The sequence below is a fragment of the Snodgrassella sp. W6238H11 genome (assembly GCF_016100525.1).
Lineage (GTDB): Bacteria > Pseudomonadota > Gammaproteobacteria > Burkholderiales > Neisseriaceae > Snodgrassella > Snodgrassella alvi.
Map to the genome: position 1 here is coordinate 604,650 of NZ_JACFSH010000002.1, position 26,043 is coordinate 630,692.

The following is a 26,043-nucleotide window of genomic DNA, read 5'->3' on the forward strand; positions in this document are numbered from 1 at the left end:
AAAACGGGTATTGTATGCGTAAAGTTTGGTGAGTTCCAGAGCAGATACCGCTATCAGTTAATCCAGCTGGGCAATGGTAACATTCAGATTACGAAAACCGGATAACTGCTTATCCCAGTGATGCTGTTTCTTTTTAAAGTCAGCCAGTTCACGTGCATTCAGTGTGCGGGTCGGCAGGGCAACGCTGGTCGGATTTACCGGCTGTCCGTTAATCCGGACTTCGTAATGCAGATGCGGGCCGGTAGAAACGCCGGTACTGCCTACGTATCCGATAATATCACCAGCCTGTACATGCTGACCAACACTCAGATTAGCAAAAGCACTCATGTGTCCGTACAGGGTTTGCATGCTTTCGTTGTGCCGCAGCACAACTGCATTGCCATAGCCCCCTTTGATACCAAAGCTTTCTACAGTACCATCCGATGGGGCATGTATGGGTGTTCCGCTGGCAACAGCATAATCGATACCGCTGTGCATGCGCAGAGTTTGCAGTATCGGATGAAAACGTGTACCAAAGGGGGAAGAAATCCGTGCACCATCGACTGGGACACTGGAAAACCCTTTGCGCAAAGGTTTACCGTTTATATCATAGTACTGGCCGTTACCATCATTACCGGTATCGTAATAATAGGCATGATAAATATTGCCATTGTGGCTGAATTCTGCTGCGCGTATATCACCTGTTGCCAGCTCCTGACCGCGATAATACAGGCTGTCGTAAATCAGGCGGATAGTATCGCCACTTTGCAGCGAGTTAATATCAATTTTGTCTTTGAAAATTTCACGCAGTGATTCTCTGATTTCTACCGGAATACCAGCTTGTGCCAGTGCTCCGCGTGCAGAGGTTTTAACGACAACAGCTTTAAATGTCGGCAGGGTTTCAGTATCCACTGCGCTGATATCGGCATTCCAGTTATTACCGGTTTTTTTCAGTGCCACCAGATTTTTTTCGCCATTATCATCATCATTAAAAAACTGGATATCGGTAAGGAGACCATTGTTATCCGTGCGTATACTGAAAACCTGATTGACCTGTAAATGCTGTACCTTATTTTTGATGATGTTAAGACTGGTAATGCGCTGAATTTCAGCAGCACTGATACCAAAGCGGCTTAGTACCATGTTAATTGTATCACCGGGCTGGACGATTTCGTCCCGCCAGAAATTCTGTACAGGTGCCTGGGTTTTAATGTTAACCGGAGCCAGTTTGAGTGTTATATGCTTTGGCTGATAACGATCTGAATTGTGTTTACGGCCGGATATGAGTACAACCAGTATAATCAGAAGCAATACGATTGCCACGGCAATACCACACCAAAGTTTTGGTTTGGCGGCTATTTTCTGTTTGAACTGCTTTAACAAGGCTGATGATTGAGTTAACAGGGACATGGTTGTGTATCGGGCAATCCATCCTAAAACAGGTAAATGTAAAACTATTTATCTGAAATTACCAGTGTCAGAATAATTTTTATGATTGATTTTGTGTTTGCTGTTGTAGTTGTCTTGCCCATCGGGACAGACTGATATTCAGTTGCTGTAAACATGGCTGTAGCAGGGTGTTTACGGAAGTAGCTACGGCTGAATTGTGATTAGGCTGATAAATAAATAGTTGATACAAATCTGACAGCGTGATTTTATCCGGATCTTTTTGCAATATCCAGCCGTCACTACAGTAAGCAATATAATGCCGCTTTTCGAGTTTAGAAAGTATCTGGTCTAAATGTTTATCACTGATTCCGAGCTTTTGCTGCAACAGACAGGATTTGACAGCCTGTCCTTGTTGCTGAGCTGTTACCAGCAGATACAACAGATCAAGTGCATTTTCAAATGGCTGATACTGACGCAGATGGCGAAATCTGTCCTGATGCCAGTAGGGCAAAGAAGAGGTAAGTACAGCACCGGCAAGTAATAGTAACCATAATAAATTCAGCCAGATTAAAAATACCGGTATTGCTGCAAATGCACCATATACTTTCTGATAATTGCCGAAATAGGTAACAAAAATGGCAAAACCGCGCCGCAATAAATCCAGCCCCACTGCTGTGATGAAAGCACCCAGCAAAGCATGCTGCCATCGAACAAAACAAAATGGTACCAGTTTATATAATAAAAACAACAAAATGGTGAATAGCGCCAGATTGGTGATAATTTTAAAAAGTGTGCTGTAAAACGGTATCTGATTGGCCATATTGGCCGGATTAGATAATAAATTAATAAAAGACAGGCTCATTCCCAGCACGACCGGTCCCAGGGTTAGCAGTGCCCAGTAAATCAGAATACGAATCCATAGTGGTCGCTGATCGCGTGCCTGCCAGATTTGATTAAATGCATGCTCGATTGTCTGTATCAGCATCAGTGAAGTAATAATCATAAAACTGATACCGACAGCAGTTAATCCGCTGGCTTTATCACGAAAGTCATACAGATAGTCACTGACAGAATCGGCACCGGCTGCCGGTACAATAATATGAGTCAGAAACTGATTAAAGCGTGTGGCCATATCTGCAAACATGGGAAACGCATTAATGACAATAACAGTAATGGTAAAAAAAGGTACCAGTGTCAGCAGCGTAGTAAATGTCAGGCTGGCGGCAATAAGCGGCAGCTTGCAGCGCTGATAGTTATGCGCAACAAACAATAAAAACTGTGGCAGGCGCTGCTGTAAATATTTGCTTTTAAATAATTGTATATTCATGGCGACTCCTCACATGGCTGATTGTAACCAAAAAGAGCAGGCGGCGCAGACTTTCCGTGCAGGCTGGTCAATTTATGACACTTACGGCACAATAATAGCCTTCAGACAATCTTTAAGGAGCAGTATATGGCCGATTTACCTATTCTGGTGGTGTATTACAGCCTGTCAGGCAGTACCCGTAATCTGGCACTGGCACTGGCTCGTGGGGCAGACAGTGTAGAAGGGTGTGAAGCTTTGTTACGCACTGTACCGAAAGTGTCGGCTGTATGTGAAGCAACAGCAGCGGAGATTCCGGATGAAGGAGCGCCTTATGTTAATCTGGATGAAGTTCAGAACTGTGCAGCACTTGCTCTGGGCAGCCCGACGAGGTTTGGAAATTGTGCTGCACCGGTTAAATATTTTCTCGACAGTACCAGCAGCCTGTGGCTGGCGGGTAGTCTGATTGGCAAACCAGCCTGTGTATTTACCAGTACCACCAGTTTGCATGGTGGTCAGGAAAGTACGCTTTTAAGTATGATGACTCCGCTTTTGCATCACGGGATGCTGTTGTGCGGTATTCCGTTCAGTGAACCACAGCTTAATGGTACCCATAGTGGCGGAACACCTTACGGTGCCAGCCATGTGGCCGGTCATAATAATAATACTCAACTAAGTGCTGAAGAAGAGGCACTGGCTTTTGCTCAGGGTAAACGGCTGGCTGAACTGGCGCTGCGTCTGAAAAGCTAAAATTAATATCAGGAATAATCATGAGTTACCACACCAATCTAAAGAGTGAAGCTACTTTACCGACTATTTACCGTCATCGCTCTATCCGTAAATTTACTGAAGAAGCTTTAACGGATGAGCAGCGTGAAGCGATCTGGGAGGCCGGTCGTGCTGCTTCTTCATCCAGTTTTATGCAGAGTACCCATATTATTCGCGTTACAGATGCGGAAAAACGTGCGGCTTTATGTGAAGTTGCAGCTAATCAGAAATACGTACGTACTGCTGCAGAATTCTGGGTATTTTGTATTGATTACACAAAACACAGGCAGGCTTTTCCTGAAGCCCAGCTGGATTGGACTGAAGGATTAATTCTCGGTGCTGTGGATGCCGGTATCATGGCACAAAACTGTCTTCTGGCAGCGGAATCAATGGGCTTGGGCGGTGTGTATATTGGTTCTCTGCGTAATGATGTCGCCCGTGCGGCAGAAATACTGGCGTTGCCGCCATTAACTTTTCCGCTGTTTGGCATGTGTATCGGGCATCCGGCTCAGGATCCGATGTATCGTCCCCGTCTGCCTTTGGAAACACTAGTGAGTGAAAACCGTTATAAGGCACTTGATGCAGCCAAACTGGCTGCTTATGATGAACAGCTTACTGCTTATTATAAAGAGCGCAGTGGTCTGGATCTGAACTGGAGTAAAGCTGTGACTAACAATTTTTCTCAGCCTTTACGTCCGCAGATTCTGCCATTTTTGCATCAGCAGGGGCTGGCGAAACGTTAAACAGACTGAATAAAAATAACCGGTTTTGCAGGATAATTACCCGCAGAACCGGTTTTTTATTTAAATGTAGAATTACCGCTGCTGACGCATGGATAAAATACTTTCACCCAGTGCCTGACCAAGCCGCTGATAACCTTTTGAGGTAAAGTGAACACCATCATTGCGGGCCAGTCCCTGATTAATCCATGGTTTCATACTGCATTCACCACCCATTACAGCCTGCCAGTCCCAGAAAAATACCTGCTGGCTTTGTGCCACTTCTTTTTGCATTTCCTGTAATTCAGTGAGTTTTTCCGGTCGTACGCCGCATGAGCCGGCTGTACTTTTCAGGCTTTCCGGTGCACCAAGAATCATAATGGCGCTGTTGGGTGAGGCCGCACGAATGCGGTTAATAGTTTCAATCAGATTTTGTTTAACGATTTCAATCTCAACTCCGTTATAGGCTTCGTTGGTACCGTAGGCAAGAATAATCAGGTCGGGAGCAATAACATTCAACTCCTGCTGCCATGCCTGAGTATTCCAGCGTTGCCACTGAGTAAGCTGCGCACCATTAATCCCCAGAGCAGAAAATACCACACCCTGACGGTTTTGATTACGTACCCACCAGCCTCCTATAGCTGTCTGAAAATTCATACCTGCGGTAACGGTAATCGGAAAACGTGCGTTAAACTGACTGAAATGCCATTGATTATCTTTGGGTTGTGCGCCAAGAACAATCTGTTTACCGTTACTGTCGGTAATCGTTAAATCTTCATCATTTGGTCCCTGACGGATAGTGACGGTAACTGTTTGTTCGGCTTCGGGCTCTCCGCGTGTTCTGATGGTCATTACTGACCCCACGGAAGGAACAGCTACCAAACCGCCAAGTGCATAATTCTGGCTGGTATCGGTACGGCTGGAAATAGCCTGCCAGCCCTGATTCTGGTAGGTAAAACGCGCCAGACGTAAACCCGGAAACTGAGTCGGCATAGCCCAGCCGGGACCGCCATTGCCTAATTGCTGCTGTAAGTACACACGGGCAGCGTCAGTAAGGTAATCCGCTGCTGTATGTGAATCACCGATTTGCACTATATTGATACTTTTTTTCTGTAATGCCTGGGCAATCTGTGCGGCATGATTATTCTGCGAAGATGCTGATACCTGTTTGCGGGCAGATTGTGCCGGAGCCGGATCCGCTGAGCAGGCCATAATGAAAAGGCAGCAGCCCAGAATGGCAAGATGCTTTTTACTGTACATTTGTTGTATCGTTATCCGTAATTTGTGCTGGCAGATTGAAGCGGTTAAAAATATTTCTGGCAATAATTTTTTGCCCAGAAAGTGTGAAATGAATCCCGTCTGAACTTCGGGTTTTAATTTTCTTTCCATCAGCTTGTGTTACCGTATCATAAAATTGATCACCATTACTACCCAGCATTGCACGGGTATCTACGACATATCCATGATTTTTGCTTACTTCATCGGCAGTAATCTGACGCAGATAAATCATTTGTTCATTCAGTTTTTGCTTTCTCATATCCGGCGGAGTCAGCCACAAAACGGTGACCTGATGCTGTCGGGCGCTATCCATAATGGTTTTGATGTGGCTGCGGTAAATACTTTCCCATTGAGGAGATGCGAAGCTGACAAATCTGCTGCCGTTATGCGGATCAGGAATATCCCATGGATCATTCGGTCCGAGAAACATAACCAGTATTTTGATATGCGGATTATTATCCAGCGTATTTGCAATAGTCTGCGGCCAGTTAAAGAAGCCCGGATAGGTTAATCCGGTACTCTGTTTGCTCAGGTTGATACTTTTAATACCATAAACTTCACTGAGCCATTTTTGCACATGCGGTGCCACCCCCTGCATTAATGAATCACCGGCAAAAAACACTTCATCAGCAGCTGTAAGCGTAAAGGCTGCCTTCATATCATTTTCTATTGCTGCTTTTTTCTGGGCTAACCGATGCTGTTCCTGTGCAAGTTTTAGTTGTTGCTGCAATTTGGCTTTATAGCTGTCCGTATAGGCGTAATTATCATTAAAAGCAGTGATGGTGCTGAGGTTAGCAGACTTGATTGACTGATTAAGCTGGCTGACACCGTTATTAAGTGCTTCACCAGCACGGCTGCCTGTTTGCCACCATGTATACTGTTTTAGTTTCGTTAAAATACTGTTGCTATGGTAAGTTTGCTGATAATAGGCGATAATTGAGTTTTGCATCAGCCATAATGCAATACCGGCAGTAATGATGAAAACAAGCAGGACAAAACGAAATTGCTGTTTATTGCTTTTCTTCGGCTGCTCTTTGGTTTCTGTTTCTTCACTCTCAACAACAATAGGCATTGTTGTAATGGTTTTTACACTAACCACAGGTACTTCCTCAACATGAGGATACTTTTTTTTCTGTTTGTTGTGGTAAGAAGGCACGCGGCGGTATTTAGAAGTTGGCATAAATGAATCCCGGAATACCTGTTGGCGCGCAAATTAATACCAGAACCACTAACAGTAATAAAGGAAGAATCAGACGGTATCGTGGCAGAGAATCCGCGCGCTTGTATAACATATTGGTAAATTTTGCCAGAAATGGATACAGTATCCATGCCAGCAATAACAAACTAAAAAAATAAAACGGATTGGTACTCAGAGGTACATTGATATTGTTGTAAAACAGTGCGTGTAACAAAAGCAGAGCATCATTAAGTGTAGGTGCGCGGAAAAAAATAAAACAAAAACATACAAAATGTACAGTCACAACTATGCTGATAATTTTAGCTGGCCGGCTGCTTTTACTCAAAGCGTCGCGAGCTTTATTCAATTCACAGTGACGCAGACGACTGTACATCCAGTCGCCCAGATTAAGCAAGATCATCCCGGCTGCATGCAATAAGCCCCAGATTAAAAAATGCCAGCCTGTCCCGTGCCAGATTCCGGATAATGCCATGGCTATCAGTAGGTTAAGCTGGGTGCGCGCCATTCTATGTCGGCCGCCGCCCAGCGGGATATAAATATAATCCCGTATCCAGGTTGATAAGCTGATGTGCCAGCGCAGCCAGAATTCGCGGATATTATGTGCCAGTAATGGTGCGCGGAAATTTACCGGAAGGCGAAATCCCAGTAGCAGCCCAATCGCTATCATCAGGTCACTGTAACCGGAAAAATTAAAAAACAGCTGAACAGTATAGCCATATATGGCAGCCAGTATTTCCAGACTATGATATTGCATGGGATTGGCAAATACCGGATCTACCCAGTTGTCGGCAATCCAGCCGGACAGCCACCAGTTTTTCATTAAAGCCATTACAATCAGACACAATGCCAGAGTAGGTGCCAGAATTCTGCGGCGTTGCGGAGTATAGATTTGTGTTGCCATGCCGCAGGGCTGGTTATATATATCCGTTAACCCGCGTGCATCGTAGGCGCGTGCAATCGGGCCTGCAGTAATAGTAGGGAAAAAAGCCAGATGCAGGGCCAGACCCGGTAATGTAAAAACTTTACCGGCAGGCTGATTGTGGCATCGCTCCTGATAAAGCGAAACCAGATAGCTGATGGCCTGAAATGAGTAGTAGGACAGTCCCAGCGGTAATATGATACCCGACAGCCAGTCGGAACTCAGTTTCAAACTATCCAGGCCATAGCTGACAGAGGTGCGGAAAAAATCAAAATACTTCCATAATGCCAGATTCAGAATAGTGCATATGATTGCAGTTATCAGCCATATTCTGGGTTTAGCGGCATGAACTATTCGTACAGATATGGCATAAATAAATACCGTGAATAGCAGTAATGCAATTAATGCCTGTATTTTTCCGCACAAATAAACAATCAGATAACTGGTGCACAGTAAAAGCAGATTTTGCAGTTTCGGTTTGCTGCCCAACAGCCAGTAAAGACAGAAAAAGGCAATAAATGAAAGGCCGAATTCAATAGATATAAAACTAAACATGAAACAGATAAACAGTCAGAAAGTAGTGATTGTTAAACCATGCCAAACATAAATAATAAAAAAAGCAACAGTTGAGAATCAGTTAATTCATGTTTTTGCTTAAATCCGGATTATTTCCGGCAGCTAATATGCATACAATATTCGCTTTGTAAAAGCATATAATCAATCAATGATCCGGTATTATGAATAAGCTTGCAAAAAATCTCACATTACCAGAATAAACAAGTATTCTCAGTGTGAATGAAAACTACATATTCATAAAATATAAACACTTCAAACCGGAATATGTATTCTTTTCGCTTAATCTGAATTGGCTGTCAATTCTCAAGTCTATTAATGATTCAGTAGCTCACTGAACATGACTTGTACAAACAGGTATTTTACCTTGATATGTGAAACAATGTAAGGAAATTAATAAATAAAAATTTATTATTTAAATAATAAACATATTAAAAATATTTACTGCTTTTGCTGATATCAATATTTGTCAGTACAAAGCCTGAGTAAACACCGGCAAAATTTCTGTGTTTTCTGCTATTATCAACTTATGTAAAAAATTTATTGCCGGTATGTATATAAATATTAACTATGGATTCCAGAATGTTCTGAGCTGAAATCTGCTGATATTCACATTTGACTTTTACCATATGTCAGGGTTTAACGTATTAATGGTATTAGACAATATTTATAAAGGAATACTATGCACGACCACGACCATAACCATATACATGAGCATAAACATGATGAAACTCATCATCACCATCATCATCTAGGTGCACATAGTGCAGATAAAAAAGTTTTAAGTATTTCACTGCTGATTATCGGTGCATATATGGTGGTAGAGATTATTGGTGGCTGGTTAACCAATAGTCTGGCACTGTTGTCGGATGCTGGTCATATGTTTTCGGATGCACTGGCGCTGGCGCTGTCTTTAATCGCATTTCACCTGAGTGAGCGGCCGGTAAACGGTCGGCAGACCTTTGGCTATAAACGCTTTGAAATTATTGCGGCGGCAGTAAATGGCCTGGCACTAATGGTAATTGCAGTTATGATTGTTTATGAAGCCATAGGCCGTTTTGTTAATCCGCCAGATATTGCTACCCGGGGCATGCTGGTTATCAGTACGATTGGTTTACTGGTAAATATTATTATTGCCTGGTATATGCACAGCAGTAGTGAAACAGAACATAATGTAAACATGCGCGGGGCGTTTTTACACGTACTGGGTGATTTACTCGGTTCGGTGGGTGCTATTGCCGCGGCTGTACTGATGATGCTGTTTGGCTGGCGCTGGGCTGACCCGGTAGCAAGTATAGTGGTAGCCTGCCTGATTGCTTACAGTGGAATCGGAATCTTGAAAACCACTTTGCGTATTCTGATGGAAGGCACACCGGATGCAATTGAGCTGGAACAGCTGGGCAGAGTGATTCAGGATATGCCGGGAATTAAAGCTGTACATGATTTACATGCCTGGACCATTACCAGCAATATGAATGCTTTGTCCTGCCATATTGTTGTTGATGGTACATTAACGATAACGGAAGCAGAGAAACTGGTTAATGAGCTGGCAGAAGTATTGCTCAGACATGATATACATCATGTTACGGTACAGACAGAAAGCGCAGCCCATAAACACAGCAATAATCTTTTATGCTGTATCCCTTCTGTTGCCGGTCAGCATGTTCATTAATACAATATAATCAGATTATCAGACCATATTTCAGGTAGAAAATCATGATTAAAGCTGTGTTATTTGATCTGGACGGTACCTTGGCCGATACGGCGCCGGACTTAGGGATAGCCCTTAATAATGTGCTGAAAAAGCAGAATTTACCGCCTAAAACTATGGCAGAGATTCGTCCGGTTGCCAGCCATGGTGCAGCAGGACTGATTAAACTCGGTACAGGTATGCAGCCTGATAATCCTGCGTTTGCAGCTTTGAGGCAGGATTTTATGGCTGAGTATGAACTGCATTTTACTGATCAGACTGTTTTATTTGGCGGCATCAATGAGTTATTAGAAAAACTGGCTGAACAGAATATAGTCTGGGGGATTATTACCAATAAGCCGCATGTTTTTACTGACCGTCTGGTACCAAAGCTCGGATGCAGTATTGAACCGGCTGTAATCGTAAGCGGAGATACCACCAGTGCGCCGAAACCCAGTACCGAACCCATGTTCTATGCCTGCCGTCACATTGGCGTAGCTCCCGAAAATTGCCTGTATATCGGTGATGCAGAGCGTGATATGCAGGCAGGACGTAATGCCGGCATGATTACAGTGCTGGCGAACTGGGGATATATCGGTGCAGAAGATAACATATCGCAATGGCCAGCCGATTATATTGTTGAGCAGCCAAAAGAAATTCTTCAGCTATTAAGTAAATAATTTTTTAAACGAACAAGGGGAAAACATGAAAACCATTGGGTTGCTCGGTGGCATGAGCTGGGAAAGTTCTGCTGAATATTACCGCATGATTAATGAACAAGTACGTGAGCGTCTTGGCGGTACGCATTCAGCCCGCAGCATCATGTTATCTGTAGATTTTGCCGAAATCGAAGCTTTGCAGCATCAGGGACGATGGGATGAACTGGCTGAAAATATGTGTACAGCAGCATGTCAGCTGGAGCAGGGCGGAGCACAGTGTATTGTAATTTGTACCAATACCATGCATCGTATGGCTGAACAGGTACAAAATAGTATAACAATACCTTTGCTGCATATCGCTGATGCAACGGCTAAGCAAATTTGTAGCCAGAAACTGCAAAAAGTTGGCTTACTTGGTACCGAATTCACTATGAAGCAGGATTTTTATAAAGGCCGGCTTACAGAAAAATTCGGTTTAGAGGTATTGATTCCTGACGATAAAGATTGTCAGACAGTACATAAAATTATTTATGAAGAGCTGGTATCAGGTATCATACGTGAAGAATCACGCCAGCAGTACCGGCAGATTATCCGGCGTCTGGCTGATAAGGGCGCTCAAGCCATCATTCTTGGCTGTACCGAAATTATGTTACTGGTTTCGCAGGATGACAGTCCGGTACCGGTATTTGATACTACGGCAATTCATGCTACTGCAGCAGTAGACTGGGCTTTAACAGATAAATAATGCAGTTTCCGAAATATAAAAGCGGATAAACTGATAAAACAGATGGCTATCTAACCATCTGTTTTGTTTTTCAGATAGATTCAGTTAAACGGTTGCGCAGCCAGCGTGCAGCTGTAGCTATTTCACCGGCGCATAAACCTATAGGGCCGGTATCATTGGCAGCAAGAATATCTGCCGCAGCACCATGTAACCATACTCCGGCTGATACTGCCTGCTCCGGTGGGATTTGTTGAGCCAGCAAACTGCCGATTATACCGGCTAAGACATCACCGCTACCTGCTGTTGCCAGTCCCGGATTGCCGGTTTCATTTTGCTGTATCTGCCCGTGAGGTGAAACAATCAGACTCTGGTGACCTTTTAAAACTATCCAGGCTGAATATTTTTGCGCCAGCTGGCATGCGGCCTGATAACGGTTACTCTGAATTTCACTAATACTGCATTGCAGTAAGCGTGCTGCTTCTCCCGGATGCGGCGTTAAAACAACATTTTGATTATTTTGCCTGCCAGTCAGCAAAGCAGGCTGCTGAGCAAGTAAATTCAGTGCATCGGCATCGACTACCATCATATGCTTTTGTTGCAAACATTCAGTCAGTGTTGCTAGTGCCGTAGTTGAGGTGCTCAGACCACAGCCAATCACCCATGCGGTAATATCGGAACGGTGTAAAAGTCGCTCGGCAGTATTTAACATAATTTCTGGCTGCTGGCTTAGTATTGGCATTGGTAATGCCGGTTGCTGAAAACCAAGCCATACTTTACCGCAGCCACAATGCAGTGCAGCTATTCCGGCCAGAATGATCGAACCGGCCATGCCTTCTGAACCACCCAGAATACCCAGCGTGCCAAACGTACCCTTATGGCTCTGAGATGGACGTTGCTGACATAATGCAGGATACTGTCTGTGTGCCTGCCGTTGCCACTGGCTGAGAATATTTTTATCAATCTGAAAACTGTTCATTACTTGTTTCCCGTTATCACTGCTTAGCGCAGTAATTGATCCAGAAGGGCATTTTTAAGCTGCAATTGCTGTTGAGTATCGGCCAGTTGAGGCGCATATACCAGAAAACTGTCTTCTACCCGTTCATCCAGAGTAGTGATTTTGGCAAAGCGAATACTAATATTTAAATCGGATAAAACAGCAGCAATGTTGGCAAGTAAAAAACGCCGGTTTGCTGTAATAATGTGCAGGCTGTACCAGCCGGGATTATCTTCTTCATCAATACTGATTCGCGGTGCAATCGGAATATGACGGCTGCGCCGGCTCAGACTGGCCGGATTGCTCGCAGACATCGGCAATTTACCATTTACAAACTGATTAAGCGCCAGCTCGGTTTTATTCTGTATGGTGAGATAATCATTCGGGTTGAGATTCGGCGGAAATTGCAGAATAAAAGTATCCAGAATAAAGTTGTGTTCGGTGATATAGGCACGGGCAGTCAGAATGTTCATTCCTGCTTCACTGAAAACCGAAGCCAGCTCAGTGAAGAGTTTCGGGCGGTTAGGCATATAAACCATCACCTTCAGGGTATCATTATCCGGTAGCATCTGGCTGTGCGCCTGAGCCTGCTGTTCGTAATTAATAATTTTTGATAAATGCCATAAAATATCCTGCCACTCATGGCGGGCAAAATAAGCCTGACCGAGAATATGCCACAATTGGCGCTGCTGTGATTCGCTGATGTGATATTGATTTAACTCATGCATTGCCTGTTGCCGGCGGTCAAGAATAGTCGTGTGCCGGTTGCTTTGTTTACCATTGAGCTGATGCAGCGTGGCTTTATATAAATTTTCCAGCAAACTGGCTTTCCATGAATTCCAGATTTTCGGATTGGTGCCCCGGATATCTGCTACGGTCAGCAGATATAAAGCAGTGAGCCGTTCAACAGTTTTAACCTGTTTGCTGAATCGGGTAATCACTTCAGGGTCCTGAATATCTTCTTTCTGCGCTGTCATAGACATCAGCAGATGCTGTTCTACCAGCCACGCCAGTAAATCGCTTTCTTCACTATCCAGAAAATGATCTTCGGCAAAGGAGCGGGCATCGGCTACGCCTTTTTGTGCATGGTCACCACCACGGCCTTTGGCAATATCATGAAACAGTGCAGCCATATACAAAATATGTTTGCGTGCAAAAGTATGCATTAATGTTGCGGCAAAAGGCAGTTCATGGCTGTGCTGTTCCATGGCCAGACGCCGCATATTGCGTACCACCATTAAAATATGGTCATCTACCGGATAAATATGAAATAAATCATGTTGCAGCAGACCGACTATTTTTCCCCATGCCGGCAAATACCGGCCGAGCACACCATACAGATTAATAAAGCGTAATAAATGAGTCAGACCCTCTCCGTGTTTGAAGAATCCGGCAAAGCATTCGCGATTTGCCGGATTCTGATAAAACTCTTCATTCACCAGCTGATGTGCAGCCGCCCACCATACACGCAGAGTTTTTGGTGCCAGACCAATTATGTCATTGTGTTCCTGAGCAACACGTAAAATGGTAAATATATGCTCAGGCTGTTGCGAGAAAAGTTCAAGATTATGCACCGCCAGCATATTACCTACCTGATAATAATGCTGATCCAGATTAACCACTACACGCGGCAGAGAAGCGTAGACACGGTCGCGCAGCATAGGTACCAGAATACCACTGAGTTGTTTCACGCCTTTTAGTGCACGATAAAAATCATGCATTAGTTTTTCACTGGCACGGGAATTTGCATCATCGCGATAGCCAAGATTCTGTGCTACCTGAGTTTGTAAATCAAAAATCAGTCTGTCTTCAGCCCGTCTGGCAGTCAGATGCAGCTCAATACGGATTCTGGCCAGCTGTTTCTGGCAGCTCAGTAACAGCCTGGCTTCAGTTCGGTTCAGAATAGCATTTTTCATCAGCTGATGAATCTGAGGAGGTAATCCCTGAACTTTTGCCAGCCACAATAAAGTATGAATATCGCGTAAACCACCCTGAGTGGTTTTTACATTGGCTTCCAGCAGACTGGCTTCACCGGCCGCTTTGGTATATCGTTGCTGTTGTTCCAGTATTTTACCTTCGATAAAAGCAGCCACATCCCGCTGTAAATCAAGCTGATGAATCAATTCAGCAGCCAGATCCTGCCGGCCGCATAAGTACCGGCTTTCCAGTAAGGCTGAATCACCCGTTAAATCAACCCGGGCACTTTCACATAACTCATTAATTGTTCCCACCTTAGGGGCGGGCTGTAAATGGATATCCCATAATATTTGAACAAAAGCACCAATTTTTTGCTGAATAACGTCATCAATCGGATTTCTGCTGACAATAGCAATATCCATATCCGAATACGGATACATTTCGCCGCGTCCGAATCCACCTATTGCCAGCAGACACATTTCTTCTCCGGCAAACAATTCCTGCCACAGTGTAGACAGCACATCAGCAATTACTCCGGTATGCTGGCGAAAATAGACAAACGGATGCCTGCGCTGCCGGTATATTTCTGCCGCTTGTTGTTTGTGCTTGTGTAGCTTGTCCGACAACTGAGTAATAAGTGCTGAAGATGACATAATTAATAGCCGTGTGGTTGAGATTGACAATATGCATTTTGTATCGGGCGAATCTGATTCAGCCTTGCCTGATCGATTGCCTGAGCTATCTGCCGCGGTTCAGCCACTGTCCGGGCAATTGATGCTGCATCAATTGCCATTGCCGCAGACTGTAAATTTAGCCAGTGCTGTTGCTGAGGATATGGCTGATGTTCAAATCTGAGGCGTCCGCGTATATCAGCGAGGCATACACGCAAAATTTGCCTGAATCGATCCGGACGGCGCAATGCATCGGTTTTTTTCAGAATATCCAGTGTCGTTTTGGGTTTAAGCTGGCTGACACTATGTAACCTGATATGATATTCACATACCAGTAATGCCAGTTGCGCACAGGCTTTGGGTACCTGCCAGCGCCGGTTTACCGCTTCTACAGGTTCTATTCCGGCATAATCATGTCCGGGGTGGCGTGGTAATTTATCTGCCGGAGTCAGTGCTTTGCCCAGATCATGAGTGAGAGCAGCATAACGTTCTTCCAGTGAATAATCATTTTCAGCAGCATACTGCAGACACAGTAATGTATGCTCACCGGCATCTATTTCAGGGTGGAAATCAGCGCGTTGCGGTACGCCGAATAACGCATCAACCTCTGGTAAAATTACTTTCAGCGCACCGCAGGCACGTAAAACGTCTATCATCAGCCGCGGATTCTTTTCCATCAGCCCTTTAGCCAGTTCCTGCCATACCCGTTCGGCAACCAGAGCATTTACTTCACCATTATTTACCATCCGACACATCAGTGCCATAGTTTCATCGGCTACTTTAAATCCATAACGCGCTGCAAATCGGGCAATGCGCAAGATACGTACCGGGTCTTCTGCAAAAGCAGGGCTAACATGACGTAATATACCGCAGCGTAAATCAGCCAGCCCGTTATACGGATCAATCAGATTACCCGATGCATCTTCGGCCATAGCATTAATGGTTAAATCGCGTCGTTGTAGATCCTGCTCCAGTGTCACATCTGCCGCTGCATGAAAAGTAAAGCCATTGTAACCGGCAGATACTTTACGTTCGGTACGCGCAAGCGCATATTCTTCATGAGTTTGCGGATGTAGAAATACCGGAAAATCCTTGCCTACAGGCTGATATCCGGCTTCCAGCATTTTTTTTGCATCTGCGCCAACCACTACCCAGTCGCGGTCGACCACCGGACGTTGCAGATACTTATCTCTTACTGCACCACCAACCAAATAAATTTGCATATAAAATATAAAAAAGTATTAACAGAAAACAGATGATCATTGTGCCGTAGTCCAATCAGCTTGTTAACTGGTTTTTTGCAAACATGCAGCTGGCAGTTCCGTCAGCCAGCATTAATAAGCAAAACAGCCTTTGGAAAAGAGCAGGCTGAATCCAAATCATCTTAAAGAATATTTAACAGGCAGATAAATATCTGCTGTACGGAAATATAAAACGCTCTGCTTTAAAGCAGAGCGTCTTTAAATAATATTAATATTACATCATCAGAGCCGGAACAATCATAGCTAGTCCGGGAAAAAACGGTACAGTTGCAAAAGCAATAATCAATAAACGTTTAAACATCATTTCCTGCTGTTTTTCTTCGGTCACACTTACCACCAGAGTACCGGCAATATGAATCGGATTAACGACACTGAGCATAGCTGGTGCCGCACAGGCAGTCAGAATCAAAGAAATTTGCGGAGAATCGCCAAAAATCGTAAATACCATCGGAATCATCAAGCTGATAACACCCAAAGTAGAGGACTCCACATTACTCAGGAACGTAGTCAGGTAAGCGAGCATAAACAATAAAGCAATTTTACTGCTGGTCATACTAAGCAGACCTTGCTCTACCGCTTTCATTGTATCTACCTGCATCATGGTGCCGATGAAAACCAGCAGACCACTAATAACCACTACAGCATTCCATGGGATTTTTTTCACAAAATCTTTACTTTGCTGCGTAAAAAACAGCATCATAATTACAGCCAGCGTCAGAGCAGTCAGACCGACATTGGCTTTAGCAAATATCACTAATATCAGAAAAATCAATACCGCAATAGTAGAACAGATTGCATAAAATGGCTGTAACTGATGGTTATCACCATTTTCCTGTTTAATTGGTTTTAGCAGTACAAAGCCTTTTTCAGGCGCTTTAGAATCACTTGTTTCGACTACTCTTTTATCCTGAAATACAATTTGCAGTGCAATAACCAGCACAAAACTGATTAACATTCCCAGAAACCAGACTAGCCACGGACTATACTCAACATGTGCTTTTTTTGCTGCATCCAGAATAACCTGACCAGTAGGATTAATAGGTGAAAGTGCACCGGTATTGGCACCAATAATTGCTGCCATTTCACAGATGAAAAATAATCTGGGATGTTTTCTGCCTAAAGCAGCAATAACCGGAACCAGCAACGTTATCGATGCCGTAGAAAAGGCACCGGCTGTCGAAATCGCAAATCCGATAAAATAGCCAATCCAAGGAACAATATTAGTGCGATGCCCCATTTTTGCGTAAATCTGATCTGTAAACCAGCTTAAGCCACCGCTTTTTTCCAGATGAGCAAAAAGTAAGGACACACCGATTAACAGCGTTACAATAGCTCCGGGAAAATGACTGAGTACATCCTTGCTGGTTAAGACTGTATATGTATCAGAACCATCAGCAATTGCAGTTGTTGCCATAACCATTATCGCCGCAGCACTAAAACCTAAAAGACCAATATTGACATGTCGCCAGACTGCCAGAACCAAAATCACAACCAGTAATATAAGCGATAAAATTTGTGGTAAGTTCATAAAGTGTCCTGAATGGTTATTGTTTCAGAATGAATATGCTGAAAATCGCACAATAAATAACATTTGTATTTATTTCGGATTCAGAGAACTCTTCAGCCTGCAGCTAATATACGGATATCATTAAATTGTCATATAATTAGATTTAAAAAATATATATTCTTTATAAAATAATATAAAAAATCACTTTTTATGTAAAGTAAAGTACAAGATATCTTTTTTAATGTTAAATCAAAGAGAATAAATCTGTTAGTCTGAATTCAGATATCTATATATAGTACAGCCATGAGAATCCTGTAACCGGTCTTAACAGGAGCCAAACGGCAGCATTTAACTTAAAGCTAAAGCATCACTGCCGGCAAAATCATTGTTAATCCCGGAATAATCGGAACAATGAAAAAAGCAATGGTTAGCAGGCGCCTGAACATTGCATCCTGCTGCTTTTCATCGGTATAACTTACCACCAGCGTACCGGCAATATGAATTGGATTAATCACACTGAGTAAAGCCGGTGCTACGCAGGCAGCCAGAATCAGCGACATATGCGCTGAACCGCCGAATATCGTAAAAATCATAGGTGTCATCAGACTGATCACACCAATAGTAGAAGATTCAACATTACTCAGACTGGTAGTTAAATACGTAATAATGAATAATAAAATTATCTGATTGGTAGTCATACCGAGTAAACGGTTTTCTAATGCATCCATGGTATGTACCGACATCATCGTACCAATAAACACCAGTAAACCACTGATTACTACCACAGCATTCCAGGGGATATTTCTGGCTAAATTTTTACTATATTCCGGAAACAATAACAGCAATAATACAGCCAGAGAAATTGCTGTTAATCCCACGTCAGTACCTGCAAATACCACCAGAGTGATAAAGAGCAATACAGATAATGTTGAGCAAATTGCATAGGCAGGATTCAGTTGTCCTTTATCATTATTATCAATGGCAACAGGTTTCAGTAAAGCCAGACCACGAGCCGGTTTTTTTCCATTCGTACTGTCCTGCATGCGACTAGGACTAAAAATTATTTGCAATACCAATACAGTACTGACACTAACTATTGTGCCCAGTAACCATAACAGCCATCCGTTAAAATTGACCTGGGCATGATTTGCAGAGTCACGAATAACCGTACCTACCGGATTAATCGGAGATAAAGCACCAGTATTGGCGCCCACAATTGCAGCGACTTCACTGATGAAGAATATTTTTGGCATACGTCTGCCTAAAGCCGCAATAACCGGTACCAGTAATGTAATTGTCGCAGTAGAAAAAGCGCCGGCTGTAGAAATAAACAAACCAATCATGTAGCCAACCCACGGAATCAGTAAAGTATGTTCACCAATTGCCTTATATACTTTATCCGTTAGCCAGCTCAGACTTCCGCTGCGTTCGAAATGCCCAAAAAGCAGCGATACACCTATGAGTAAAGTAACAATTGAACCCGGAAAATGCTCGAATACTGATTTAGAAGTCAGTAGGAGTGCCGAGCCTGGTGTTGTCGCTGAACCAGTTACCGCATAGAATTGTGTTGCTGTAACCATTACTGCGGCTGCACAAAAACCCAGTAAGCCTATATTTACATGCCGCCAGATTGATAATACCAATATCAGTACCAGCAATACTAAAGATAGTATTTGTGGAAAAGTCATAAAAAATCCGTAACTTATAATTTATTTAATAAATTAAATATTTAAAATGTTTAAGTTTTAATGGATTAGATTAATCATGTACTTTATTTCTTCATGGATTAATACCTTCGATGTGTGTGAACAATATATTATTTTTTCTTTAACTTTATAACTATTATCCATAACAAATATTATTATCAATTAATTAGCTTTATTCAGCCAAAATAATAATGATAAAAACAATATTGATGCTTATAGTTAATATAGGTATTAAATATCTGTACAGCCGTAAAGTAAAGTAATTTATCAGACAAACTTAAAAATTAAATTTTGATTCAGATAGTATTTGGAACCGGATATTAAAATTTATTAATAAAAAACATAAACTAAGCATAAAAATAAAATAAAGTACATCAGTTTCGGTGTTGCATATTTATGCAGAACGTTTATCCGGATTCAGAGCAAAACCAGTTTAGTTTGTCTGTTTTAAGCGGAAATATTGAATCAGAGAATAAAAATAGCTTGATATTCAAAGAAGATTTGATGATTCAGATGGAACTTTGATAAAACAAAATAAACAGATTAATATCAAAGTATTCCATCAATTCGGTCTGTTGTAAGATTTTTTTCTGAAAAAAGCGGCAAATAATATCAATTGATATAAGACTGATTTTTCTAATCAAGTAACATGATCAGGATTAAATAAAAGAAAGCTGCCTGATTACATTGATACAAGCTGTAAATATAGTTTATCCGAAAAAATACATATATGTAATCAGACAGCTTAATAACAGAAAATATTTAATGTTTACCGTCAGGAGTCCTGTTTTTTAATTTCCAGGTATTACCCGGATGCTGGGTTGGAGGTACTTTTTCATGGTCTTTAATCGTGGCAAAATTATCCAGCTCATGACCATGCTGATCAACTTCTTGATAAATCCCGCCATTGGTTCCAGAGTTATCGCCGGGTTTCAGATTGCTCATATACAACTCCTTTTCAATAATTACCGTGAATCTACGGTAGCTTTATTATTCTTTTAAATTTTAAATAATACAAGTACTTAACTATAATTTAATTAGCCAGAATTAAATTAACACAGTAAATTCCATTAAGGTAATGAAAAGTAAATTGCTTAGTGCCAATACTGCCATAATAATGTCGGTTCTGCTTATACCGGATAAAATGAATAAAAAATATAAATTGCTTTAAAATGCCTGAGCTTTTGCTATCCGGTATCTGCATCGTTTTCGGTTACAATACCTGTTTGCAAAGAAAAAAGTAAGGAAGTGTATGACATGCGCTCAGGTGCGTGATTACCTGCAAACGCAAGGATTGAAATTACCAGAGCAGGAAGTCCGGATGGCAATGCTGGTTGCGCAATCTGTACTGGAGCTTGCTCAGGCAGAAATCGACATGTCTGTGCTATGGTATGAAGAAAACGGATTTAGTCTGGCTCGTAAATTCAATTTAAGTCCAGATTCACTATACCAGATTCATCCGGCAGACTTATTTACAGCCAATGAGAACAGTGCATATACCTTGCGCCAGCTATATCTGGCTTTCGATTCAATAGCAAGCCGGCATCATAATGATGTATTTGCTTTATATTTATATGAAGGAAATAATGAAGCAGGGGAGTTATGCCGGCTACTGGCACGCGGGTATCATTTTCCCGCTGTATTAAACTGCGATCAGCAGCAGGTCAATCAGTATTTGTTTGCACGTACAGCTTCTACTGGCTGGTTGAATCAGATAAATAATGTACAAATATGGATTAATGACAGCAGTCTGACAAGAGAGCAAAGCGGGGCTTCACAGCTGGCTGTTCCTGTTACCGGTGAAGAAGGGCAAGTACTGGGTGTATTGTTTGCTGCTCATCAGCAGCAAGATGCCATTACCGATACGGAACTTATCGACTGGATTGCTCTGGCAATGGTAATTACACCACTGATGCATAATTTGCATAACGCTGCCACAATACATACCAAGGGATAAATATTATGTCAAAAATATATCAAAACCAAATACAAGATAATAGTCCTGTACGCTTTATTGCTTCCTGCCGTTTACCAACGCAATGGGGTGAATTTACCATGCATGGATTTGAAGATGTACGCAACAGGCAGGAACACATTGCTCTTACCGTAGGTGATATTTCTACAGGAGAAGATATACTCGGACGAATTCATTCTGAATGTCTTACCGGTGATGCTTTATTTTCCAAGCGCTGTGATTGCGGCCCCCAGCTTGAAGCTGCGATGAAAGCAGTACAAGAGGCAGGAAAAGGTGTAATTATTTATTTACGTCAGGAAGGCCGGGGTATAGGCTTACTGAATAAAATCCGGGCTTACAAACTTCAGGATGAAGGGCTGGATACCGTAGAAGCAAATCTGGCTTTAAATTTACCCATCGATGCCCGTGATTTTTCTTTGGCCAAACATATTCTTGATCATCTTGGCATACAGTCTGTACAGTTAATGACCAATAATCCGCAGAAAGTCGATACACTAAAAGCACTCGGTATTCATGTAACTAATCGTGTTCCCTTACATGTCGGACAAAATCCTGAAAACCGGCATTATCTGCATACCAAAATGGAAAAACTCGGACATTTTGCGGATTAATCTGATTAAATGACATCGAGGATGTTCTCCATAATATTTTTGCAATAAGTTAAATATTATGGATTAAATTTAAAATTTTAGTAAACAGATACTGTAAAAACTGCAACTGTGTGCCAGTAAATGAAATAAAGCCAAAAATTGCAGCTGAACGGTTTCAACAGCTTTAAATATTACATGAATCACAATCTGAATTATTTTTGAATGTAGCATAACATTCTGTTATTACTCTTTGATTCACATCTGGTGATATCACCAAATACAATCAACTCGTCAGAATCATTACCCATAAATAATAAATTATCCCCTGAAATTTTATACAAATAAAATTTCAGGGGATGAGTGTAATGTCTATGTTCAGATGAAGTTTATGAATCTTCTTAGCTTAAATAACCAGTTTTAATTTCTCTCCATGATAAACGATTGATGCTGACAGGGCACATAACAACCCCCTCAATCTCAAATTTTTCACCTTTATCATTCATCCCAAAAGGTTTTTTTCGAAAACAATTATTTGGTTTTCTTCGCTTTTCAGGATCTTCCTCTTTACCCGAACCTCCGGCATCCAAAGCATCAACAAATCCATCATTTGTATTTGAAACCATCATTCCAATAGCTTTATCCATTTTAGAACTGTTAGCAAGTGAAAAGTCTGAGTTTACTACAATGTGTGCGTCGTTTTCGGTTAATGCTCCGCCTGTAAGTGCATTAAACTGAGTAAGACGACTAACAAGATTTGTTTTTTCAACCATTGTTGAATCTTCACAAGGATCATTCAATTTACCATTTTGGCTAACGGAGTATGATCTTGTCATTACAATACCTGTTGTTATTAATTTTTGTACTGACTCTGTTACGCGTTCTCCGTCTTTATTCAGGTTAAAATACCAGCCCTTATTTCTTTCTGATGAAAAAGGTTTGTTGGTCAGATAACTATAATCATCCTTATATGTCATAACCTGTTGCACTAACGAACTTTTGTTAATTAACATATTTGTTTGTTCGTTGTAATTATCGTAAATTCCATACATGGTTTGTTGCTGCAAACTATCACGATCAGACTGATAAATATCACTTCCTGTTCCAAATACAATGACCAGTTTGTTTTTTGCTAAGGGATCTTTCAGGTTTTCGGCAGCTCGATAGACAGCCGGAGCAACCGTTATAGGTGCATTAGCTGAAAAAATCTTTTTTACAGTCCATTTGTTTGGATTCGGATTTCTGAAATCAAATCTATAAAGATTCCCTTTATAATCACCAGCATATGCAAGGTCAGTAATCCCGTCGCTATTGATGTCCACAGCTGTAGGGCTGGACAATCCGCCACCATCTGGTGAAGCAATCATTTTACTGATTAGTGTACCTTTAGGATCACCTGTTATTTGATAACTCTCTACGCCTACATCAACACCTAATGCATCATAGATATACAATGCGGATTCATCATTAGAATCTTTAGAGTTATAACCACTACTGATTAAAGCTGTTTGACGAAGATGGTCTGTTATTGTTGTATCTGATGCATTTGTATCTCTGTTAACCCTTATTCTCGCAATCGCCGGCTTACCAATAGTATAGCCGAACTGATTATTTGCACCGCTTGGTGTCTGAAACAGCGATACATTGTTATACCAGCTCGCACTGCCAATATTATCTGCAGCAATATTGTTACCAGTAACGATATCCTGTCCGCCAATATTAATAGCAAAAGCTCCGCGCCCTGCCTGTCCCATTGTTGATACCATAAATATTTGGTTTACGCCTGGTTTGTCTTCTCTGTCGGAGGTTTCTCTTACTACGATCCCCCCGTTTAATAGATATCTGTGAGGATGTTTAGAATCTTTACCATAATCATTATCTAGCATATCCTTATAATAGTGACCAACTATATCACTTCCATCACTACTGTCCCGTTCAATAGACATTGGCATATAATTAAATTTAAGATCATACGGATGATTCGAATTATCTGCTGCACGGAAAACATATACCATTCCATCATTAGCCGAAGTGACGAGATATTTCTGTTTATTAAACTCAACTCCACCTGCTGTTACAATAGTATTATCAATAATATCACCCATATTACGGGCATTATCCGGTCGCTGACGATAACCTAAAACGAAGCCATCCTGCTTAATTTTGTCATCATCTTTGGCACGGCTCAACCAAGTGAGCAGACCATCAAGCCATTCTTTTTTATTTTTATCAGCATTCGTACTAATTTCAAATGAGTTATTATCCAGGCCTTGATCTGGTGTCAGATTTGAATATAAATAAGTAGTCTTGCCATTATTAATTAATAGCTTTCTATTAGTAAAAGATGGTTGCACTTTACAATCATTTTTATCGACTGTTTGTCCTTTGTCTTTTGAATTTTTATTAGTTAAATCATGTATGCAAATCTGGCTACTCCAGTTACCGGTTTCAATTTTAGCTGTAATGCCCAGATCATTTGTTGATGAGCTTGAAATACCCATACTTGGAGCATTTGTCGTTACATTAATTACATCAGTTTTTACTTCTCCATTAATTTTGTCAAAAATAGTTTTAAATGCTGCTATGATTTCATCTCTAGAATTTGCGTTAAAGAAATTACCTTTAGGATGAAGTCCTTCTGGTGTTGCACCATTTTCAAGATAGAAATAAGCACGATCATCTCTATCATCATCTGGTTCTTTATCGTCTGGATCGATGTTAGCTAGCGCAAACCCGATAGTATATGTTTCAGCAATTTGATAGAAGGGTTTCTTTGTAATATTATCTATTGAATTCCACGGTTTGCCTGCCTCATCAGTTGTGCGCAAATACTTTGAAATCCCCGGCGTTACAGTACCACCACTTCCTGAATAATAATCTTTGCTATATATATACGGACCAAAACCAACTGGGTATTCAGATTCTGTATTAGTATTTGGGTCTACAAATTTTTCTGTATGAGTACTTGGGTCTGCTAATTTGTTTGTATAAAATTTCAGTCTATTTATCATCTGAGGCGCATCTCTTTTTTTAAAAAAAGTATCTCTCTCAGCACTTGTAGCGAAATTTTTGTCAAAAAATTCATCTAAATCTTTGTTTGGTTTGTTAGTGAAGTTTTTATCTGAAGTTGAATATTCAGCAGTAGCCAGACCATCACTTAAGAGGATAATATAAGATCTTTGACAACGGTATTTCAATTGATTCATGACCAGATTTCTTGCCATTACAGGGAACTGTCGAGTAGTTGGGGTACCGCATGGTGCATCTAACTTATTTATTTTCTCAATCATTGTTTTAAATTCAGATGGATTAGAAGTATCATGAAAACTATTATTCCACTGGTTTGTTTCGCTGCATAAAGGACGTAATGCGAAATACATTTTATCCCGATTGTCGGTAACTATAGTATTGAGAATTTCTTTAGCCGCATCTATTCTTTTGTATCTCTTACACTTCCATCCTTCGTTTTTAGCAAGAAGTGCTTCTTTTTGATCGAAAGTTAAATTCAATTTCCAGCCAGGTCTGCCGTCCCATAAATCACTCGCTCTTCCTTGAATACATTTATAAAAATAGCGTTTTCTAGCTGGTTTTCTAGTTGGATCATTTACTAATCCTTTCAGCATACTACCAGAATCATCAATAAATAAAGCAATATTAGGCTTTACGTTGTAAGCTTCCTGAGTAATAGATTTTTGCTGAAGTCGTAAAGGTGTATCCGCGAAAGAATTTGCTGTAGCATAAGTATATGGTGCCATAAGAATACCTAAGGCTCCAGTAACAGCTGAAACTAAAACTTTTTTACCTTTAGGAAATCTGGGTTTCCTGTTATTTTTAATCGCAGTATTCATGCTTTACCTTGCTAAGCTGATAATAGATGTTAAATAGATTCAGGCGAAAATTAAATTTCGCTAAAATCAACATACGAATTTTAATGTTATATTGTTTGATAATATAAGTAAAAATAATCTATAAGTCAATAAAATTGAAATGTATTTCATTGTGTAATTAAATCTGTGGTTTATATACATAATATTTCTCTTAAATTGACTTTATATAATTATGTATGTATCTAAAAATTAAAATTTTAAAAAAAATATTAATTTTATTTGGCTACATAAAAGGAATGTTTTCTGATTGAACCGAATTTATTGGTATTTTGTATATTTGTTATAAAAATGCCGATTAAACTATATAGCTTAATCGGCTAAATAAATTAAAAAATTGT

General features: G+C 41.2%; 19 protein-coding genes. 7 read left to right on the forward strand and 12 right to left on the reverse strand.

Features of this window, described 5'->3' with window-relative positions:
* Positions 1 to 57: 57 nt before the first annotated feature.
* On the reverse strand, positions 58 to 1,389 hold the full coding sequence (locus tag H3V00_RS06115) for a M23 family metallopeptidase (protein WP_198206793.1): 1,332 nt from the start codon (positions 1,387 to 1,389) through the stop codon (positions 58 to 60).
* Between the two features lie 79 nt (positions 1,390 to 1,468).
* On the reverse strand, positions 1,469 to 2,695 hold the full coding sequence (locus H3V00_RS06120; protein ID WP_198206792.1) for a YihY family inner membrane protein: 1,227 nt from the start codon (positions 2,693 to 2,695) through the stop codon (positions 1,469 to 1,471).
* 126 nt (positions 2,696 to 2,821) lie between these two features.
* Here H3V00_RS06120 and wrbA point away from each other — a divergent pair, with 126 nt between their 5' ends.
* A complete protein-coding gene (wrbA, locus tag H3V00_RS06125) occupies positions 2,822 to 3,421 on the forward strand; it encodes an NAD(P)H:quinone oxidoreductase (RefSeq protein ID WP_198206791.1) in 600 nt (199 codons plus the stop codon).
* 20 nt (positions 3,422 to 3,441) lie between these two features.
* Positions 3,442 to 4,182 (forward strand): oxygen-insensitive NADPH nitroreductase, encoded by a 741-nt coding sequence (nfsA, locus tag H3V00_RS06130; RefSeq protein WP_100125383.1) that lies wholly within the window; start codon positions 3,442 to 3,444, stop codon positions 4,180 to 4,182.
* A 72-nt stretch (positions 4,183 to 4,254) separates the two neighbouring features.
* Here the strand turns inward: nfsA and H3V00_RS06135 are convergent, their stop codons facing one another.
* Genes H3V00_RS06135 through H3V00_RS06145 form a run of 3 tightly spaced genes read right to left on the reverse strand, consistent with a single transcriptional unit; the run spans position 4,255 to position 8,108 of the window.
* Positions 4,255 to 5,418, reverse strand: coding sequence for an SGNH/GDSL hydrolase family protein (locus H3V00_RS06135; RefSeq protein WP_198206790.1), 1,164 nt, complete (start codon positions 5,416 to 5,418; stop codon positions 4,255 to 4,257).
* Positions 5,408 to 6,616: an SGNH family hydrolase gene (locus H3V00_RS06140; RefSeq protein WP_198206789.1), complete on the reverse strand. Its 1,209-nt coding sequence runs from the start codon at positions 6,614 to 6,616 to the stop codon at positions 5,408 to 5,410. Before H3V00_RS06140 ends, H3V00_RS06135 begins: the two co-directional genes overlap by 11 nt.
* A complete protein-coding gene (locus tag H3V00_RS06145; RefSeq protein ID WP_198206788.1) occupies positions 6,603 to 8,108 on the reverse strand; it encodes an MBOAT family protein in 1,506 nt (501 codons plus the stop codon). The genes H3V00_RS06140 and H3V00_RS06145 overlap by 14 nt, the downstream gene beginning before the upstream one ends.
* A gap of 700 nt (positions 8,109 to 8,808) precedes the next feature.
* Between H3V00_RS06145 and H3V00_RS06150 the strand changes: the two genes are divergently transcribed.
* The 3 genes from H3V00_RS06150 to H3V00_RS06160 are packed head-to-tail and all read left to right on the forward strand — an operon-like array spanning position 8,809 to position 11,220.
* The gene (locus H3V00_RS06150) at positions 8,809 to 9,798 is read left to right on the forward strand and encodes a cation diffusion facilitator family transporter (protein ID WP_198206787.1); all 990 of its coding nucleotides are present in this window, start codon (positions 8,809 to 8,811) and stop codon (positions 9,796 to 9,798) included.
* Positions 9,799 to 9,842: 44 nt separating this feature from the next.
* A complete protein-coding gene (locus tag H3V00_RS06155) occupies positions 9,843 to 10,496 on the forward strand; it encodes an HAD family hydrolase (protein ID WP_084564201.1) in 654 nt (217 codons plus the stop codon).
* Positions 10,497 to 10,521: 25 nt separating this feature from the next.
* Positions 10,522 to 11,220: an aspartate/glutamate racemase family protein gene (locus H3V00_RS06160; protein WP_198206786.1), complete on the forward strand. Its 699-nt coding sequence runs from the start codon at positions 10,522 to 10,524 to the stop codon at positions 11,218 to 11,220.
* A 70-nt stretch (positions 11,221 to 11,290) separates the two neighbouring features.
* Here the strand turns inward: H3V00_RS06160 and H3V00_RS06165 are convergent, their stop codons facing one another.
* The 6 genes from H3V00_RS06165 to H3V00_RS06190 all read right to left on the reverse strand — a co-directional run bounded on the left by H3V00_RS06165 (position 11,291) and on the right by H3V00_RS06190 (position 20,201).
* Positions 11,291 to 12,175, reverse strand: a complete 885-nt coding sequence (locus H3V00_RS06165) for an NAD(P)H-hydrate dehydratase (protein WP_198206785.1) — start codon at positions 12,173 to 12,175, stop codon at positions 11,291 to 11,293.
* A gap of 23 nt (positions 12,176 to 12,198) precedes the next feature.
* A complete protein-coding gene (gene glnD / locus H3V00_RS06170) occupies positions 12,199 to 14,763 on the reverse strand; it encodes a [protein-PII] uridylyltransferase (RefSeq protein ID WP_198206784.1) in 2,565 nt (854 codons plus the stop codon).
* A gap of 2 nt (positions 14,764 to 14,765) precedes the next feature.
* Positions 14,766 to 16,004 (reverse strand): multifunctional CCA addition/repair protein, encoded by a 1,239-nt coding sequence (locus H3V00_RS06175; RefSeq protein ID WP_198206783.1) that lies wholly within the window; start codon positions 16,002 to 16,004, stop codon positions 14,766 to 14,768.
* A gap of 253 nt (positions 16,005 to 16,257) precedes the next feature.
* On the reverse strand, positions 16,258 to 17,571 hold the full coding sequence (locus H3V00_RS06180) for an SLC13 family permease (RefSeq protein ID WP_174833615.1): 1,314 nt from the start codon (positions 17,569 to 17,571) through the stop codon (positions 16,258 to 16,260).
* Positions 17,572 to 17,909: 338 nt separating this feature from the next.
* Positions 17,910 to 19,238 carry an SLC13 family permease gene (locus H3V00_RS06185; protein ID WP_198206782.1) on the reverse strand — a complete coding sequence of 443 codons (1,329 nt, stop codon included), beginning with the start codon at positions 19,236 to 19,238 and terminating at the stop codon, positions 17,910 to 17,912.
* 780 nt (positions 19,239 to 20,018) lie between these two features.
* A complete protein-coding gene (locus H3V00_RS06190) occupies positions 20,019 to 20,201 on the reverse strand; it encodes a hypothetical protein (protein WP_078475752.1) in 183 nt (60 codons plus the stop codon).
* A gap of 307 nt (positions 20,202 to 20,508) precedes the next feature.
* Here H3V00_RS06190 and H3V00_RS06195 point away from each other — a divergent pair, with 307 nt between their 5' ends.
* Positions 20,509 to 21,213, forward strand: a complete 705-nt coding sequence (locus tag H3V00_RS06195) for a hypothetical protein (protein WP_198206781.1) — start codon at positions 20,509 to 20,511, stop codon at positions 21,211 to 21,213.
* Between the two features lie 5 nt (positions 21,214 to 21,218).
* Positions 21,219 to 21,842: a GTP cyclohydrolase II gene (gene ribA, locus H3V00_RS06200; protein WP_025330895.1), complete on the forward strand. Its 624-nt coding sequence runs from the start codon at positions 21,219 to 21,221 to the stop codon at positions 21,840 to 21,842.
* 377 nt (positions 21,843 to 22,219) lie between these two features.
* Here ribA and H3V00_RS06205 read toward each other — a convergent pair whose 3' ends face one another.
* Complete coding sequence (locus H3V00_RS06205) at positions 22,220 to 25,666, reverse strand: PilC/PilY family type IV pilus protein (RefSeq protein WP_198206780.1); 3,447 nt, start codon at positions 25,664 to 25,666, stop codon at positions 22,220 to 22,222.
* Between the last annotated feature and the right edge of the window lie 377 nt (positions 25,667 to 26,043).

Coding starts and splice junctions, on each gene's coding strand:
- H3V00_RS06115 (WP_198206793.1), bottom strand. CDS start 1,389: ATGTCCCTGTTAACTCAATCATCAGCCTTGTTAAAGCAGTTCAAACAG.
- H3V00_RS06120 (WP_198206792.1), bottom strand. CDS start 2,695: ATGAATATACAATTATTTAAAAGCAAATATTTACAGCAGCGCCTGCCA.
- wrbA (WP_198206791.1), top strand. CDS start 2,822: ATGGCCGATTTACCTATTCTGGTGGTGTATTACAGCCTGTCAGGCAGT.
- nfsA (WP_100125383.1), top strand. CDS start 3,442: ATGAGTTACCACACCAATCTAAAGAGTGAAGCTACTTTACCGACTATT.
- H3V00_RS06135 (WP_198206790.1), bottom strand. CDS start 5,418: ATGTACAGTAAAAAGCATCTTGCCATTCTGGGCTGCTGCCTTTTCATT.
- H3V00_RS06140 (WP_198206789.1), bottom strand. CDS start 6,616: ATGCCAACTTCTAAATACCGCCGCGTGCCTTCTTACCACAACAAACAG.
- H3V00_RS06145 (WP_198206788.1), bottom strand. CDS start 8,108: ATGTTTAGTTTTATATCTATTGAATTCGGCCTTTCATTTATTGCCTTT.
- H3V00_RS06150 (WP_198206787.1), top strand. CDS start 8,809: ATGCACGACCACGACCATAACCATATACATGAGCATAAACATGATGAA.
- H3V00_RS06155 (WP_084564201.1), top strand. CDS start 9,843: ATGATTAAAGCTGTGTTATTTGATCTGGACGGTACCTTGGCCGATACG.
- H3V00_RS06160 (WP_198206786.1), top strand. CDS start 10,522: ATGAAAACCATTGGGTTGCTCGGTGGCATGAGCTGGGAAAGTTCTGCT.
- H3V00_RS06165 (WP_198206785.1), bottom strand. CDS start 12,175: ATGAACAGTTTTCAGATTGATAAAAATATTCTCAGCCAGTGGCAACGG.
- glnD (WP_198206784.1), bottom strand. CDS start 14,763: ATGTCATCTTCAGCACTTATTACTCAGTTGTCGGACAAGCTACACAAG.
- H3V00_RS06175 (WP_198206783.1), bottom strand. CDS start 16,004: ATGCAAATTTATTTGGTTGGTGGTGCAGTAAGAGATAAGTATCTGCAA.
- H3V00_RS06180 (WP_174833615.1), bottom strand. CDS start 17,571: ATGAACTTACCACAAATTTTATCGCTTATATTACTGGTTGTGATTTTG.
- H3V00_RS06185 (WP_198206782.1), bottom strand. CDS start 19,238: ATGACTTTTCCACAAATACTATCTTTAGTATTGCTGGTACTGATATTG.
- H3V00_RS06190 (WP_078475752.1), bottom strand. CDS start 20,201: ATGAGCAATCTGAAACCCGGCGATAACTCTGGAACCAATGGCGGGATT.
- H3V00_RS06195 (WP_198206781.1), top strand. CDS start 20,509: ATGACATGCGCTCAGGTGCGTGATTACCTGCAAACGCAAGGATTGAAA.
- ribA (WP_025330895.1), top strand. CDS start 21,219: ATGTCAAAAATATATCAAAACCAAATACAAGATAATAGTCCTGTACGC.
- H3V00_RS06205 (WP_198206780.1), bottom strand. CDS start 25,666: ATGAATACTGCGATTAAAAATAACAGGAAACCCAGATTTCCTAAAGGT.